General features: G+C 58.8%; 17 protein-coding genes. 13 read left to right on the top strand and 4 right to left on the bottom strand.

What is annotated here, in order from left to right; translation table 11 throughout:
- Positions 1-267 precede the first annotated feature (267 nt).
- Positions 268-1359: a DUF2167 domain-containing protein gene (locus tag OKW27_RS06610; RefSeq protein ID WP_429334560.1), complete on the top strand. Its 1092-nt coding sequence runs from the start codon at positions 268-270 to the stop codon at positions 1357-1359.
- A gap of 108 nt (positions 1360-1467) precedes the next feature.
- Here the strand turns inward: OKW27_RS06610 and OKW27_RS06605 are convergent, their stop codons facing one another.
- From OKW27_RS06605 to OKW27_RS06590, 4 genes are all read right to left on the bottom strand, one after another.
- Positions 1468-1935, bottom strand: a complete 468-nt coding sequence (locus tag OKW27_RS06605; RefSeq protein WP_429332977.1) for a hypothetical protein — start codon at positions 1933-1935, stop codon at positions 1468-1470.
- A 283-nt stretch (positions 1936-2218) separates the two neighbouring features.
- Complete coding sequence (locus tag OKW27_RS06600; protein ID WP_429332976.1) at positions 2219-3748, bottom strand: hypothetical protein; 1530 nt, start codon at positions 3746-3748, stop codon at positions 2219-2221.
- Between the two features lie 263 nt (positions 3749-4011).
- Complete coding sequence (locus tag OKW27_RS06595; protein WP_429332975.1) at positions 4012-4455, bottom strand: nuclear transport factor 2 family protein; 444 nt, start codon at positions 4453-4455, stop codon at positions 4012-4014.
- 250 nt (positions 4456-4705) lie between these two features.
- Positions 4706-5404 carry a TetR/AcrR family transcriptional regulator gene (locus OKW27_RS06590; RefSeq protein WP_429332974.1) on the bottom strand — a complete coding sequence of 233 codons (699 nt, stop codon included), beginning with the start codon at positions 5402-5404 and terminating at the stop codon, positions 4706-4708.
- 268 nt (positions 5405-5672) lie between these two features.
- On the opposite strand from OKW27_RS06590, the gene OKW27_RS06585 reads away from it, so the two are divergent.
- From OKW27_RS06585 to gor, 12 genes are all read left to right on the top strand, one after another.
- Entirely contained in the window at positions 5673-7115 is a 1443-nt protein-coding gene (locus tag OKW27_RS06585) for an aldehyde dehydrogenase family protein (protein WP_429332973.1), read from the top strand.
- Between the two features lie 35 nt (positions 7116-7150).
- Positions 7151-8254 carry an NAD(P)-dependent alcohol dehydrogenase gene (locus tag OKW27_RS06580; RefSeq protein ID WP_429332972.1) on the top strand — a complete coding sequence of 368 codons (1104 nt, stop codon included), beginning with the start codon at positions 7151-7153 and terminating at the stop codon, positions 8252-8254.
- Positions 8255-8294: 40 nt separating this feature from the next.
- Positions 8295-9164: a class I adenylate-forming enzyme family protein gene (locus tag OKW27_RS06575; protein WP_429332971.1), complete on the top strand. Its 870-nt coding sequence runs from the start codon at positions 8295-8297 to the stop codon at positions 9162-9164.
- Positions 9157-9825 (top strand): class I adenylate-forming enzyme family protein, encoded by a 669-nt coding sequence (locus tag OKW27_RS06570; RefSeq protein ID WP_429332970.1) that lies wholly within the window; start codon positions 9157-9159, stop codon positions 9823-9825. Before OKW27_RS06575 ends, OKW27_RS06570 begins: the two co-directional genes overlap by 8 nt.
- A gap of 519 nt (positions 9826-10344) precedes the next feature.
- Positions 10345-10851 (top strand): SCO family protein, encoded by a 507-nt coding sequence (locus OKW27_RS06565; protein WP_429332969.1) that lies wholly within the window; start codon positions 10345-10347, stop codon positions 10849-10851.
- A 146-nt stretch (positions 10852-10997) separates the two neighbouring features.
- Positions 10998-11312: a hypothetical protein gene (locus OKW27_RS06560; RefSeq protein ID WP_429332968.1), complete on the top strand. Its 315-nt coding sequence runs from the start codon at positions 10998-11000 to the stop codon at positions 11310-11312.
- Positions 11313-11393: 81 nt separating this feature from the next.
- Entirely contained in the window at positions 11394-12467 is a 1074-nt protein-coding gene (locus OKW27_RS06555; RefSeq protein ID WP_429332967.1) for a porin, read from the top strand.
- Between the two features lie 247 nt (positions 12468-12714).
- Entirely contained in the window at positions 12715-12927 is a 213-nt protein-coding gene (locus tag OKW27_RS06550) for a YgaP family membrane protein (protein ID WP_429332966.1), read from the top strand.
- Between the two features lies 1 nt (position 12928).
- Entirely contained in the window at positions 12929-13447 is a 519-nt protein-coding gene (locus tag OKW27_RS06545) for an RNA polymerase sigma factor (RefSeq protein ID WP_429332965.1), read from the top strand.
- 209 nt (positions 13448-13656) lie between these two features.
- Complete coding sequence (locus OKW27_RS06540; protein ID WP_429332964.1) at positions 13657-14571, top strand: LysR family transcriptional regulator; 915 nt, start codon at positions 13657-13659, stop codon at positions 14569-14571.
- Positions 14572-14771: 200 nt separating this feature from the next.
- Positions 14772-15074, top strand: a complete 303-nt coding sequence (locus OKW27_RS06535; RefSeq protein WP_429332963.1) for a Dabb family protein — start codon at positions 14772-14774, stop codon at positions 15072-15074.
- A 182-nt stretch (positions 15075-15256) separates the two neighbouring features.
- Positions 15257-16606 carry a glutathione-disulfide reductase gene (gene gor / locus OKW27_RS06530; protein ID WP_429332962.1) on the top strand — a complete coding sequence of 450 codons (1350 nt, stop codon included), beginning with the start codon at positions 15257-15259 and terminating at the stop codon, positions 16604-16606.
- Positions 16607-16639: the final 33 nt, after the last annotated feature.

Below are 16639 nucleotides of genomic sequence, written 5' to 3'. Positions count from 1 at the left end.
CAATTTGTTGATCTCTTGGAATCCCGTATCGGGTTGGCGGAGAGAGTTTTTGGGGGATTTTCCCTCGCGGTGGTGACAACGACTTTGCGGCATGGATGTGTTTGGTGAGAAAAGAATGACAACTTTAATAGAATATTTCGCAGTATTTATGGTAATTGTGCTGGCAATCATAGTTGGAATAGATAAGTGGTCGGAAAGGGATAAAAAATACACGATCGACCGGTCATTCCTTGAGGCTACCTATTTACGCAACGAGGCACGACGTTGATGGGAGGCAAGTGCGGTATCCGGCTGTTTCAATCGGAGGGTGGATCAGCTGAGGCTGTGTGGCACTACTCAAAAGACCTGGTGGCTTTAGGGGGGCGGATAAATTTCTCGAATCTCTTGCTTGCAGCGGCAACCAGCTTCGTCATGACAGCCGCGAAAGCAGCTGATATTTCAGGCGTTCCGGTGCGCTTTCGTCCGAACATAAGCGTGAGTCGGGATCCGGCTTTCATGTCGACAACAGCGGGCGGAATATCGACCGCAGATGATGAGCAGTCGGTGGCGTCCGTTACTTCGCGACAATACGTGAATTCCGTTATCCAATCCTTGCAATGGATTCGGGGCCCGCGGGTCGTCACCATCGATAAGAAGGCTGCCTTTTCCGTGCCAGCTGGATTTCTGCTCCTCAAAGAGGGGGACACCGACAGGCTCATGAAGCTTCTTCAGAATCCAATACAACGGCAATACTATTTTTTCTGCCCCCCGGATTTCTCGTGGTATGCCCTGATTTCGTACACGGAAACGGGACGCGTGTTACCAAATGAGCAGCTCGACCCAAAAGCGATACTCGATAGCATCAAGGCGAACACGCAAGGGAGCAACCTGGAGCGAGATGCAAGTGGGTGGGGGCGGATTTCAGTTTCGGGGTGGCGGCGCTTGCCCCGTTTTGATGAACGAACGAAGAGACTTGAATGGGCAGTTTCTGCAGTCGATTCTGAGGGCGTCGCTGTGACAAACTTCAATACCCGGATTCTGGGTCGTACAGGTATCGTTTCGGTCGACCTTGTAGTCGAAGATGCGGGGTTTGAAGCGGCAATATCTAGCGTTCGGGACGCCATGCGCAATCTGGCGTTTTTACCGGGCGAGAGATATGAAGACTACCGGGACGGGGATCCAACGGCGAAGTACGGCGTGAGCGGGCTCGTTGCAGACGGCACGCGGGAAGGCCATGGTGCTACTTTGAGCGGGTGGCTGGTAGTGATGTTTTCCGGAATGATCCTGTTTGCCGGAATGGTCCTGTTCGGTATCGCGCGGCGCGCCTCGAGGGGGCGAAAGCGAAAACCAACCATGATCGATACCGCCCAACGCGAATAGAGCGTGCCGCCATAGAACTCAATACGGAAACTGCGCCAAGGCGGGGCTGACATCTCGCCTGCGCGTGGGGCATCCGTTTCGGGGGCTCAGTGCAGTCTCTTCCAGGACTCAATCCGCTGAGCTCGCCGCACAGTCGTTTGGTACGGCATTTCCGCGGAACCGCTGTGTGATCCATTGCAGTTGATCTTTCAGGGAACCGTACACGACGGCATCGTGCCCAAGACCCGGGTAAAGCTTTCGCTGCACCTGTCCGCCGGCGGCGCAGATGCGATCGAAAACCTTCTGTCCTGCGACCTTGGTAAACAGAATGTCGTCGCCGCCGCCCACCAGCAATATCGATCCGTAAGTCGGTTGTGTGCCCGGCCGGTTGCGCGCGAGGAACAGCTTGACGTAGCGGTTTTCGCGCCAGCCGGGCAATAGCAGTTCGTCGGTGGGTAGCGCTGCAAATGCTCCGCTTGCCGCGCTGCAGCCGTCTTCCACGGAGGTGTCGTATATCGAGAGCGCCTTGCTGGTCAGCACATCGCGTGGCTCGAATTGCGGGTAGACCGTCTTTACTCCATAAATCCAGAACGCCACGAGCCCGTTTAGTACGGGGAGCCTGGCCTTAAGGATTCCGCCGACTGTATCGTCGAGATCGCTTGCGCCAGGGGCAATGCCCGGGTGGCATCGATGGCCTTTCCGGCTTCGAGAGAAGGCGCAAAGAGGCTTGCACCCCAAGCCGGTTGCTGGGCGGACGCGTCGTTCATCCACAAGCCGGTCAACCCAATGACAATCCAGGAAATTGTTGTGCGGAGATAAGTGTGAAAGCCGCTACGATGCGTTCGGTGTGCCAGTGAGTCACACCGCTTCGGAGTCACGTTCAATTCGTGTCGTTCCATTCGATCGTGATGGTCAGAAATCGGTTGAGTGGCAATTCGACGAGCAAGACGTCATCGGCTCGGTGCAGGTTGATGCCAGTGCGGCTCATTACCTCGCGTGCATCGCCGGAAGCGACTTGTATACCGTCTATCGCTAGCGTCCAGTTGCCCCGATTCCAATGATTGCCGATTGACAGCGTAGCCACAGGGGCTTGCCCAGGTGGAGGGCCGAGCCTCAGCGTCAAACGGGACACGTTTGCGTCGAACCAGGCGCTGCGGACATCGAGAGCAGGGCTCATTTCAACGAGCGCCGGCTCATCAAAATGTGCGGTGGCCGCCCAAGGATCGTCGTAAAGTTTGCGCAGTCCATGCGGAACATTCAGTCGCGCATAGGAAAGCAAGGCATTGCCAGTATGCGGATCCATCGCGATCGGTAGCCCCGCGCGGTCGAGCGCTTCGTCGCGGCGCGGATAGAAATACCCCCCGTCCCTCCAGCTGGGCTGAAGGAAGCGGTCGGCGTAGGCAAGCAAGCGTTCCAACGTGTCGTTGTCGCCGACCTCGGCGGCGCACACTGCCGCCCATCCGAAATCGCGCGCCGACGGTGCCGCGGCACTGCTGGGCGACAGCGGCGGCGACGGCCGGATAGTCAGCGTGCCGTCAGGTCCCTCGATCGACCATTTCGCCATTTGCCCGGGATAGTGCTCTTCGACTAACGCCGGATTCCACGCATGCATCATCGCTGCCGTCCAGAAGTCGGTCCATGGCGCCCCGTTCGGCGGTGTGATCACCCGACGTTCCTTCTCCTGGACCATCATGTTGAAGTGACCCGTGCCGCTCAACACGCCGAAGTCGGACCAGGCTCGCAGATAGCCTTCGGTCACCTCGTTAGCCAACGATCCACCGTAGACCACGTCGTGAAGACGAAAGCCGAGAATGGGTATCTGGTTACATACCTGAAACACGCAGTTCGGTTCGCAGGCAATGCCGAGGTAGCCGCGCTCGACCATATTCCAGTAAAGGTGCTCGTTCAGCGAACGCTCGTCGTACGCGAAGTGCTTGCCGCCCAAGGCCCAGAACAGAGGATTGACCGAGAAGGTCAGCGCGCCCGGTGCCGCGTATCGGGCGTCGCGGAACAGGTAGTGATACAGAAGCGCCATCGATTGCACATAGGCGCTGTACATGATGTTGTCGGTCGCGACAGGGTCCCATTGCGGCGGCAATTCGCCCAGCGAGCTATTGAACGGACCGTTGCCGGTGCTGACGTAATGCCAATAGGTCCAGACGTCCGGCGACAACATCTTCTGCACGAGTGCGTCGAAAGGCTGGCGAAACACGGCGGGCGCCGCGGGCAGGCGGTGAACATGGGTCAGCGCCAGCGCATACGACATGTAGGCTAACTGGAATCGGATCGAGCCGAAATCCTCCTGCAGCGAGGTTTTGCCTTGCATGCCCGACCAGTCATCAGGGAGTCTGGCGGCAAGGTTGAGGATGTGCTGCAGATGGCCGGCTTGAAGGTCGTCCAGCGAGGGCACCGTTGCTCGCTGGGCGTTTGTCGTCTCGTTGCTAATTTCGTGCTCGAACGGGTGATCCCAGGCCGCGCGCAATGTCAGCCTTGGATGGTCGGCGTCGAACGGACAGCCGCCTGTCCGCCTAAACCGGTGATCGCCGAACCGGTGGACTGGCGCGAAACCAATTCCACCGCGCCAGGTGCACCAGTTCGTGCTTCAGGTTGATGAACCTGGTCAAACCGGGCGGGGAACTGATCCCCGATCCTGGCAAGAGGCCGACAGGCACATCAAAAGCGCTCCTTTCGAAACTTGGGGGCATCACCGTAAGGTACCTGCGCCAGGTCATAATATTCCGTGCAGGACTTTATCTTCCCCGCTGGGCTAATTTCCAGGATCACCGCGCAGCGCCCGGAAAAGGGCTTGCCGGTCGGTCGGATCGGATTATCGGGTGGTCCTAACGGCTCTCCATCAAAAACCCCTATACACAAATATTGAGCGGCCGTGCCGGTATCCCCGACGACGACATTCTCAACCGTTATCTTGCAGTCGCTCACCGCTGCATGCCACCGCTGATGATGGAGGCGGACTTGCGCCTTCCCCTGCCTTTCGATACCGATAATGGGATCGATATAGGCTCCGTCCTCTTCAAAAATCGCTACAAAGGCATCGGAATCGGGCGACGCCAGCAACTGCGTCCACTCGACGGCAAGTTCGTAATGGCTTCTCGTCATAACATTGTCCTCTGAACACCGGCCAACCAGAAACCGACAGAAATGTGGCCGCTTCATTTCTAATAAAACACTTTAATTAACGCGTTCAGTTAACGTACACAACAAGGTCGCTTCTGTCAAGGCGCAAGGGTGGGGCGATGGCGGTTACCCGCGAGCAGGAAGCACCGGTTGCGCTAGTGCCTAAGCGTGGATCATGGGGCGCGGGGAAGGGTGCCGAAGTACGCGGCGGGGCGCGCTCGGGTGCGTGCTTCTACTTTCGTTTCGTCGTGAGGATGCGCTTCGCGTTGGCGCCTTGGGCGCCGTCGGCCACCCAACTGTTGACGATCGCATTGACGGTCAATTCGACCATCCGGTAGATGTCGGACCAATGCTTTGTCGGCGTCGTGCGAGGGACCAGCACCACGCCATAGATCGCGGCGATCAGGGTGTCCCCAGCGAGGCGATTGGGTAGCGGCGACTCCGGGAGCGTATCGAATAGCGCGTCGACCGCATCGTAGTACACGTTGAGCGTGCGTGCGACGACAGGCGATTCACCGAAGCCCATTTCGCCGTCTTCGGCTGTGGACTGCCCTTTACCACCCATCGAAAACAAAAAATCGAACTGCTCGGGACGGCTAAGCCAGTAATCGATCGACCGTGTCGACACCTGGCGCACGCGTTCGACGGGATCCTTGACTCCAGCCGCAACCTTCTCGAAATACTCGGCCGCAGCAGCGAGGTCGTTTTCGCGGACCGCCACGAACAACGCCCGGTGGTCCTTGAAGTACTGGTAAATGGACGCAGGCGAATAGCCGGCTTCGGCCGCTATGCGCCTAAGCGAAACCTGGGAGGGGTGCTCTTGCGCAAGAAGGCGGCGGCCTGCGTTGATGAACGCCTGCCTGACCTGTGCCTTGTCTTCGGGGGTTTTCGCGCGACCCAGGCTGCCGCTTCCGGGGATACGTTTGCTCAACTTGTGTGTTCAACGAAAATCGACGGGCAAGTATAGCGCAGACCCGTTGGCGGTTGTGCCGGGCGCCGGCTTGTGCGCATGACTTCGTGCGCCTCGCGGGAAAACCACTAGCAGGGTGTTTCTTGACAAACGCGAGATCGAATAGGATATTGTAATTAATCGCGTTTATTTGTAGATCGGAGCGCATGGGCCTGGGGCGTTTGCGGCTGTCATGCGCGGCGCTGCGGACTACTGATGTCGAATGCGCATTCAACCAGGGGTGAAGTCAATGAAAGTTTCCACAATCGAGCTTGGGCAAACGCCCTATGCGATGACGATCGATGGCAAGCGAATTTTGTCTGCGGACACCGGTGCGGCAATCAACCCTGCCACTGAACAGGAAATTTGTCGCTTTCCGCTAGGTTCGCGAGACGACCTCGAGGCAGCCGTTTCGGCCGCCCGACGCGCTTTCCCGGCGTGGAGCGCGATGCCGATCGAGGATCGCCAGCGGGCAGTCTCCAGGCTTGGCGATCTCATCGAGCGCAATTTTGAGGCGTTCGTGCAGTTGCTGAGCACGGAGCAGGGCAAGGGTCGTACAGCGGCTGAATGGGAAATCGGCGGATCTATTCACTGGTGCCGGGAAATCGCAAAGCAGCGGCTTGACGACGAGGTCTCCCAAACGGACAGCAACGAGGAGATCGTCACGCGGTATACGCCTATCGGTGTGGTCGGTGGCATTACACCGTGGAATTTTCCGCTTCTACTGGCTATCTGGAAGATTGCGCCCGCGCTGGTTGCAGGCAATACGATGGTACTCAAGCCATCGCCCTATACGCCGCTGTGCACGCTCTGGTTTGGCGAACTCGCACAGGAAGTGCTGCCGCCCGGCGTATTGAACATCGTGTCGGGAAGTGACGATCTGGGTCGCTGGCTCAGCGAGCATCCGGGCATCGGCAAGATCTCGTTCACAGGTTCGACGGCGACGGGCAAAAAGGTAATGCAAAGCGCGGCGAGCAACCTGAAGCGCCTCACGCTGGAATTGGGCGGAAACGATCCTGCGATCGTCTTGCCCGATGTCGATCCCAAGACGATCGCAAAGGACCTTTTTTGGGCATCGTTCGCCAATAGCGCGCAGTTTTGCGTCGCATGCAAGCGGCTCTACGTTCACGAATCCATTTACGACGACGTCGCGGCCGAACTCGTTGCCTATGCGAAGGGCGTAAAGATGGGCGCAGGGCTCGAACCTGGGGTCGAACTCGGGCCGCTGCAAAACCGGATGCAATACGACAAGGTACGTGATCTGATTGCCGACTCGAAGTCCCAGGGGCACACGTTCCTGCTCGGCGGCGATGTGTACAAGAGTCCAGGCTATTTCATCCCCGTGACGCTGATCGACAATCCGCCCGAGGATGCACGCTGCGTCACCGAGGAAGCGTTCGGACCGGTGTTGCCGCTTCTGAAATGGCGCGACGTCGATGACGTCGTCGAGCGCGCGAACCGCACCAGCTATGGCCTGGCCGCGTCGGTCTGGAGTCACGACGCCGAGGCCGCACAGCGGATCGCAACACGTCTGGAGGCAGGCACCGTCTGGATCAACCAGGTACACGTGTTTTCACCGCATGTTGCGTTCGGCGGTCACAAGCAGTCGGGCGTGGGCATCGAGAATTCACTGCATGGACTCTCAGAGTACGCCAACTTGCAGACGGTCCGGCGCAAGTTGCTGATGGCGTGAACCGGACCCAGCCAAACGAATTGGAGACCACTAACATGCGAGCCATCAGGGCTGCTGTAGTAAGGGAGAAGTCGGGCCCGTTCGAACTCGAGGAGATCCAGCTCGATGCGCCGCGCGAGCACGAAGTGCTTGTCGAGATACGCGGTACCGGCATATGTCACACCGATGTGGTCGTGCGCGACCAGTACTTCCCGACGCCATTGCCAGCTGTACTCGGCCACGAAGGGGCTGGCGTCGTGGTGGAGGTGGGCAGCGCCGTGACGAAGGTCGCACCGGGTGATCATGTCGTGCTTAGCTACGCGAGTTGTGGTGTGTGCGCGAACTGTCAGAAGGGACTGTACGGCTACTGCCCGGATCTGTACGCACGCAACTTTTCGGGTGCGCGGCCCGATGGTTCGTCGCCTTGTTGTTCTGCGCACGGTCAGCCCCTTTCCGGGTATTTCTTTGCGCAATCGTCGTTCGGCGAATTCGCTCTTGCAACCGAGCGCAATGTCGTCAAAGTGCGGCGCGATGTGCCCATAGAAATCATGGGGCCGCTAGGCTGCGGCATCCAGACCGGTGCGGGGGCCGTGATGAACGCACTCAAGCCTGGTGCCGGGTCGAGCATCGCGGTGTTCGGTGCTGGGTCGGTCGGGTTGGCGGCAATCATGGCGGCGCGGGTGGTTGGATGTACGACGATCGTCGCAGTCGATCTCAACGCCGGCCGGCTCGCGCTTGCCCGCGAGTTGGGTGCGACACGCACGATCGAAGCTGGCGCGAACGATCCGGTCGAGCAAATCAAGGCGCTTACCGCAGGAGAAGGGGTTCAGTATTCGCTGGAGTGCACAGGGGTTCCCAAGGTGGTGCGTCAGGCAGTCGACAGCCTTCGGCTGACGGGCACTTGCGGTGTCATCGGCGTTGCGCCACTCGGGACGGAAGTCGTCCTCGACCTGAATTCCATCCTTTTCGGGCGGAACGTCAGGGGAATTATCGAAGGCGACAGCATCCCGGACATCTTCATTCCGCAACTCATCGATCTATGGAAGCAGGGGCGCTTTCCGTTCGACCGGCTGGTCAAAAAGTACCCTCTGTCGCAGATCAACGAGGCCGTTCACGCATCGGAGCGGGGCGAAGTGCTGAAGGCGATCGTTATCCCCTGACCGGTAGCCCGGCATCTCAACATCGGCGCAGGGAGTTCATATGCACAATTCTGTCGGCGAATTCATCACCCGGAGCGCGCAGCGACATCCGGACAAGGTCGCGCTCATATTCGAGCATCGAAGCTGGACGTTCTCCGAACTCGATAACGCGTCTTCGGCACTCGCCGCAGGATTCGAGCGACTGGGGCTCGTACGCGGCGATTGCATCACGTTGTACGCGCCGAATTGCCCCGAATGGATAATCGGGTACTACGCCGCAGTCAAGATTGGTGCGGTGCTCAATCCGTTGAACTCGATGCTGACCGCCGAGGAAGCTGCGTACGCTATGAACGATTGCGGCGCACGTGCGGTGGTCGGTGCGGCCGAAAAGATCGCCGCCGTGCAAGCCGTGTCGCACAAAACCCGGCTGGAATGGCAGATTGCATTCGGCGAGCATCTGCCGGCCGGTGCACTGTCGTTCGCTGGCCTTCTCGAAGAGGTGCCGCCCGCGTCGAAGCGGTATCCGGTGGAAGGTATCGGCCTCGACGATCCGTGCTCGATCGGCTACACCTCCGGCACGACCGGGAATCCGAAAGGCGCCTTGCTATCTCACCGAGCCATCGTCATGAATACCGCGATGACTGCGGTGATGCACGTGCGTACCGCACAAGACATCGTTGTGAGCGCGTTGCCGTGCACGCATGTCTACGGCAATATCGTCATGCATACGATGCTGGCGTATGGCGGCACGCTGGTGCTGCACCGGATGTTCGACGCTGCGCAGGTGCTCGAAAGCATTCAGCGCCATTGCGCGACGCTGCTGGAAGGCGTCCCCACGATGTACATGTACCTGCTCAACTTCCCGCGGCTCGGGGAGTACGATCTGGCATCGCTGAAAAGGGGCGACCGTAGGCGGGCAGACCATGCCTGAAGCGAAGATGCGCGCCGTGGAGGCGGCGTTCGGGTGCCCGCTGATCGAATTGTGGGGCATGACCGAACTCGGCGGCCTCGGCGCCACGCAAACGCTCTACGGGCCAAAGAAGCACGGATCGATTGGTATTCCGCTGCCGCACCTGCAGGCGCGCATTGTCGATAGCGAAGATGGCCAAACCGGGCTGGCTGCGGGCGAGGTCGGCGAACTGCAGATCCGCGGCCCGGTAACGATGCGAGGCTATGTCGGGAATCCCGCCGCAACCGCCGACGCGTTGCTGGCCGACGGCTGGCTGCGCACCGGCGATCTGGCGCGCACAGACGAGGACGGGTTCATCTTCATCGTCGACCGATCGAAAGATCTCATCATTACCGCCGGCTTCAACATTTACCCGGCGGAACTCGAACGCGTGCTCGCCGAGCATCCCGGCGTTGCCATGGCGGCCGTAGGCCGCGTCGCGGACGAAACCAAGGGTGAGCTTGCGAAGGCCTATGTCGTTGCGAGATCCGGTGTAACACTCGATGTGGCGGATCTCGACCGGCATTGCCGTGAGAGGCTTGCCGCCTACAAGGTCCCGCGGCTCTACCAGATCGTGGATGATTTGCCCAAGACCAGCACCGGCAAGATCCTTCGAAAAGATCTGTTCAGGCTCGATACGTAAGCTGCGTGCTCCCAACGCGGGTCTAGCACGAGAACAGCATGGCGGTGCACGATGGTCGATCGCATAGACGACATGCCGCTTCTGCATGAAGTTTTCCGCTCTTTTGCCCGTGAGTATCCGGCACAATGACATTGCACCGCTCCTTATCGTCGCTGGCGGGGTGCTTACGGCGAGCACCGGTTTCATTCTTGGGAGGAACCTCACTTCCGGCAGCCGGCACTTCACGGACTCAGCGAAAAGACCGATGTGCTGCGCGCGGTCTACCTGAAAGCGCGCGACGCCCTGATTCTGACTTCGAGGAGCGTTGGGGGTGAACGCTCTGCCCGGTTAGAAATCAGCAACGTGCGTCATCGTTTCGGTCACTGGACGCTATACAGGAACGCCGAAAGAGTTGCTTCCGGTAACGCGAGTCGAGTCGATGCTTACGATACCGTGCATGTCGAATGGCAGGATGAGTTCCTGGTGGTTCGGACCTCGATCGGTGAAGCAGTGAATTTCATCTTGACTCGGAGCTGAACGATGAGTGCACCTGTAGGAGGCGTGTTTGCGCTTACCAATCACTATGGACAGCCAGTTACCAACACAAGCTTTCACGGAAAGTATGTATTGCTGTTCTTTGGCTTCACGCACTGCAAAGTCGTATGTCCACGCGCACTTGCGCGGCTTTCCCAGGCGCTGGAAATGATCGGCGATGTGGCTGGCGATATTCAGCCTCTGTACATCACCGTTGACTCCGATCGCGATACACCTGATGTCATGCGAGCGTTCCTCGAACACACTTATCCACGCTTCCTGGGCTTAACGGGAGATCGGGAGCATATATCCGCCGTCAAGAGTGCATACAAGGTCTACGCGGAACGCAAAGACGATCCTGATGCTCCCGATGGGTATGTGGTGCTGCACACTGCGTTCTCCTTCCTGCTCGATCGCAAGGGCGACTACCTTGCGCATTTTGTCGATGCGGGTGACGCGACGGAACTCGCAGTCAGGCTAAGGCGATGCCTGTCTCCCGGAGAGGCGGGATGACTCGGCGTGTCGCATCGTCCTGGCGCTGTACCGGCCTGTCGTTGCTGCTTATGGCTCTCGGGTATTAAATCGATATTCTGCGGAGTCCAACTGGATCGTTCGGCGCTGTTTGTAGCTCGTCGAGCTCGCCGATCGATAGTCTTCACTTGGATATCGCCGCGATGCCCGCCACACACGTTGGAATGCTGCTCGCTCCTTTTGTGGTGGTCGCGACGGATTTTAGTTGGGGCGCACGGAATCCGGTCGGCGCGTTGGCTCGAACGGGAGAGTTGCTGCTCGAAATGCTGGCAGCCGAAATCGTCGTGCTCTTCCTCTGGGCAGGAACCCTGAGCGCCGGCTTCATGATGGTGGCAATGACGGGCGCGATGGGCGCGTTTGCGGGCGCGAAGAGTGTGGCAATTGCCCAATGCCGTAGTGCGAGCGAAGACGGCAAGCCAGAGCGAGCACTAACGGGAGTTTGATGAAGTAGTTACGTCACGATAGTAGATTCATTTCGCACATGTAATTAGTATTACTATACATAAATTGGAGACACGTCAACGATGAGGTTCACAAAACTGCAGCTTGCGGCAAGCGCCGTCGTCGCGGTAATGGCAAGTACAGCCAACGCTCAGTCGAGCGTCACACTTTACGGGATCGCCAACACCGCGTTTGTCTTTACGAACAAGACGGCGAATGCGTCTGGTGGCAACGCGGGCCAGACATTTGCCGTGGTTGACGGCGGCGACGGACCGTCGTTGTTCGGCATCCGTGGTGTGGAAGATCTTGGCTCAGGATTGAAGGCGGAATTCAGGCTCGAAAGCGGTATCAACATGGCCAACGGTGGTTTCAACAGCTCCAATGGCAACTTCTTCGGGCGACAGGCCTGGGTCGGGCTCGAGGGACAATTCGGTATGGTCAAGGCCGGCTTGCAACTTTCCCCGTTCTTCAGCGCCCTGTACGAATCCGACCCTCGTCAGTTTTCGGAGTTCGGCAGCGGCCTTGTGATCCTCGGGGACAACGTGTTGGTTACGAGTGCCTTCAATGCCAACGCAGTGTCGTATACGAGCCCAACGCTTGCGGGTTTCCAGGGGCAAGCGATGCTCGCGCTCGGTGGGCAGGCGGGTGATTTCTCGGCGGGACGTCAGTGGTCAGCCAGTCTAAAGTATGAAAACGGTTCGGTCATGATCAACGCGGCGATCTATGACGGAAATAGCGGTGGCACCGTTCAAACTCCCTTCCCGAGCACAGTTGCCTTCGAGGGGCGAACCATCGGTGCGGCATATACGTTCGGATCGCTCATCATTAAGGCGTCTTTTGTCAATTACAAGGTGGCGCAGTCTTTCAATTCCAATGTATACGGAGGCGGACTTAAATATCAGATCACGCCTTCGACCGACCTGAACGGCGGAGTGTGGTACTCCACTGACCGGAATGACACTGCGAATCACTCGGTGCTCGCTGCCGTTGGCACTAGCTATCACATCTCCAAGCGCACCTCGGTCTATGTTCAGGCCGCGCTGGTGAACAATCACGGCGCGATGAACACCGGACTCTCCCTATCCGAGTTCAGTCTCCTTCGAGGCGTAGCTGGCACTACCGTCGGCGCAAACGTCGGGATACGGCATACCTTCTGACGAGAGTTTGAAGATGCCTGCGCTGCACCGTATCGTTCCATGGAAGAAAAGGAGACGTCGGCGATTCTGGGGACGCCCTGCTGTACGCGACTGTTCGAGACGTTCGCGCTGGCAGCGGGGTCCTTACTCAGCGAACGTGCACGCTCCGAATGTGAAAAAACTAATCGGGGCGCGAACCGGTCGGTCCTTCCAACGCCTCTTAGCTTCCGGAGATCTCCTCTCTTAACTTGATAAAGGAATTAAGATCATGTTTTATGTAAAAAACGTCCCGGGCTGGGAGCGCGTTGTTCGCATCATTCTGGGTATCGCAGGCGCAGTACTGTCAGTCATTTTCTGGAAAGGCATCATCGGAGTGGTTGGGGTGGTGGCCGCGATCGGAATCGTGTTTTCCGGCCTGGTCGGATTCTGTCCTGCTTGTGCCCTTGTGGGCCGCCGGCTTAATAAGCAAGCGAAGCTCTGATATGCCCAGTGAGGAGCAACGGCAAGCTGCTGTTGACGCGGCGCGATCGGGTGACCCCGTCGCGCTTGACCGCTTGCTACGCTTGTGCCAGCCGGACATACGCCGCTACGCACAGCGCCATTGTTTTATCTCCGACGTCGATGATGCGGTGCAGGAGGTGTTGCTCATCGTGTCGCGCAAATTTGAGTCTGTCCGGGCCGTCGCAGCGTTCTCTGGCTGGCTCTTCAGCATTGTGCGCCACGAGTGCCGGCGGCTCGGCCGTAAGACCTTCAACTTCGATCCATACAACGAAGAAGAAGTTGATCAATGGTTAGCGCGGCACGACGTTCATTCGCTGCGGCTCGAACTCGTCGACGCCTTGGAGTCGCTACCAGCGGAGTACCGCAACGTGCTTCTACTACGCGACTTCGAAGAACTTACCATCAGCGAGATCGCCGAGCGGATCGGTTTATCCGTCTCCGCTACAAAGAGCAGGCTTCACAGGGCGCGTACGCTGGCCCGCGAGTATCTGCTTGCCTGATTGCAAACCGTCTAGCCCCAGCTATTCCCCCATCGGTACGAACATCAGTGTCGTCACCCGGCGCGACGCGACGCGAATTTTCGCGTGGCCACACTGTTGATGAAGGCGAGAGGGCCTTGCGGTCGAACCGCCATGCAAACCCACCGGTGCAGCAAGGATTCTGGCGCGCCACGCGCGGATGCGGCTAACCGGCAAAACGCTGTGAGTTCATGGACCGTCTGACTGAAATCGAACTATTTGTGCGAACCGCAGAACTGGGGAGCATAACCAAAGCTGCGGAAAAGCTGGACTTATCGGTCTCGTCCGCCAGCCGTTACCTGATCGGCCTCGAGACGCGTCTTGGCGCACGACTGGTTGATCGTAGTACGCGGCGAATCTATCTTACACAGATCGGACAGGAGCATTTCGAACGTTGCAGGCAATTGCTTGCTGAACTTCATGAAGCGGAGTCACTGGTGAGCGCCAGCGCCTTGAGTCCGAGCGGCGTTTTGCGCGTCACTTCAACTGTTTCTTTCGGCATGAACCACATCGGACCTCTGTTGCCCGATTATATGCGGCGCTTTCCGAACGTGCGTGTCGATGTCGAAGTCAGCAACCGGTACGCGAATCTGCTGGACAGCAATATCGACCTCGCGGTGCGCACGAGGGAACATGAGGCTGACTCCAGCATCACGATCAGGCGGCTGGCGCAGACCCGACGCGTGCTGGCCGCTACGCCCGGGTATCTGTCGCAGCAAGGCATTCCGCGCACACCGGAGGATCTGCATCGCCATCGGCTTTTGCTTTATAGCTATGCCAATCGACCCGACGAACTGCATTTCACCCGAGATGGGGTGTCGACCGTTTTGCCCGTCAATGGCGCGATGAAAAGCAATGAGGGCCAGGTGATCCGCGCGGCCGCATTACAGGGTCTGGGCATCCTGGTGCAGCCCAAGTACGTGATCTACGACGATATCGTTAGCGGGCGCCTCGTGCCCGTGCTGGATGCGTGGGATCTGCCGCGGCTGACAATCAATCTGGCGTACGCAAATCGAAAGTTCGTTCCGGCAAAAGTTCGGACCTTTATCGACTTCCTGGTCGAGCATTTCGAAAAGATGGATTTCGAGCGAAAGTGGACTCAATAAGTGCACATCGTGCTTTGCGTATCACACGCTTCTGGTCGCGTGGCCTCTGGTTGTCCCGTCCAGTGGGAAACTCATTTGCGGCGCCAGCATGTTCATTCAGGCGATGTTTCCCTACACTTGTTTCATCAACGCTGCGGCGGCAAACCGTCGCCTGCGGCGCCAGCGAAACCGGATTGTCTCAAGCAGGCGATGTCGACACCATGATCAAGCATATAGTGATGTGGACTCTGAAAGGGACCACGCCAAGTGAAAAAGCCGACGGTATCCGCAAGTTAAAGGCGGCGTTTGAGGGCGTTCAGGCCGCGATCCCGGGACTGAAGAAGCTCGAGATCGGTGCTGATTTCAGTGCAATCGACTACGCATGCGACGTCGTGCTCTATTCAGAGTTCGATTCCAGGGAAGCGCTCGACAACTACGCGACCCATCCGGAGCATCTCCGGGTAAAGCGCGATCTGGCTGACTTGCGGATAGCGCGTCATCAGGTTGACTACGTCGTGGAGTGAGGGTGCCCCGAGCGGATCCTCGACGAGCGCGCCGCAGGCATCTTTCCAAAGGCGGTGATGCACGTCCCGCCGAGCTTGCCCGGGATGCTCGAGACGAGGCTGTTCGCCTTTGCTCAAGCACGCGTACGACGTTGTGCGTCCCGATTAACCCTCACCGGTTGCACGGTCAATAACGAATCACCATGCAGACTTACGATTTCGATCTCTTCGTCATTGGAGCAGGCTCCGGTGGTGTGCGTGCAAGCCGCATCGCCGCGGGCTATGGCGCGAGAGTTGCCATCGCGGAAGAGCACCGCTTTGGCGGAACCTGTGTCATACGCGGCTGTGTGCCGAAGAAACTTCTGATGTACGCGTCCCAGTTCGCGCAGGCGTTTGACGACGCCGCGGGGTTCGGGTGGGGTGTGGGAACGCCAGTTCATGACTGGGCTTCGCTGATCGCTGCGAAGGATGCAGAGATCGGGCGGCTGGAAGCGATTTACGTGCGGATGCTGAAGGACGCCGGCGTAGAAACGATCGCGGGGCGCGCGCGGATCGTGGGTCCGCACCGCGTCGACGTCAACGGCGTCATCTTTACCGCGAAGGTCATACTCATCGCTACCGGATCGGCCCCTGTGAAGCCAGTCATCCCCGGAGCGGATCTGATGACCACATCAAATGAGGCGTTCTATCTGGATACGTTGCCAGGACGTATCGCAATACTCGGCGGCGGCTATATCGCATGCGAGTTCGCGGGGATCTTCAACGGGCTTGGCAGCCACGTCACGCAGTTGTATCGGGGCAGGCAGATACTGCGTGGTTTCGACGACGAGTTGCGCAATCGGCTGGCTGCCGAAGTGTCAAGGAGCGGTGTGGATTTGCGCCTCGGGGCGGTCGTCACGGCGGCGGAAAAGTGCCACGACGGCATGCGTGTCTATCTGACGACGGGCGAATCCTTTGAAGTCGATGCCGTGATGGCTGCGACTGGAAGGCGAAGCAACACGTCTGGACTGGGACTGGATACCGTAGGGGTCTTGCTGGACGAGACTGGGGCAATCAAGGTCGATGAATACTCGGCAACGTCCAGTCCGGGCATCTACGCGGTTGGTGACGTAACGAACCGACTTAACCTGACACCGGTTGCGATCCACGAAGGGCACGCGTTCGCCGACACTGTGTTCGGCGGCAGACCGCGCGCGACCGTGCACGACGACGTGCCTTTTGCCGTGTTCAGCCAGCCCCAGGCGGCATCGGTCGGTCTGACGGAAGCACGTGCGCGGAGCCGGCATGCGAATGTCGCGGTCTATAGCAGTGAGTTTCGCCCGATGTATGCCGCACTGTCTGGTCGCGATGAGCGGGCCCTGGTGAAACTTGTCGTAGATGCGTCGACGGATCGGGTGCTAGGCGCGCATATCGTCGGCGCGGACGCCGCTGAAATCATTCAGGGCATTGCAATTGCGATCAAGGCTAAGGCGACGAAAGCCGATTTCGACGCAACGCTGGGCGTTCATCCCACGCTTGCCGAAGAGTTCGTCACGCTGCGCAAGCCGCGATGACCGATTCGTCTGCCAGCACCGGTGATCCAGTGG

The sequence above is a fragment of the Paraburkholderia sp. 35.1 genome (genome assembly GCF_050436525.1).
GTDB lineage: Bacteria > Pseudomonadota > Gammaproteobacteria > Burkholderiales > Burkholderiaceae > Paraburkholderia > Paraburkholderia tuberum.
The sequence above is the reverse complement of the archived record's forward strand: the minus strand, read 5'-3'. Positions and strand labels throughout refer to the sequence as shown.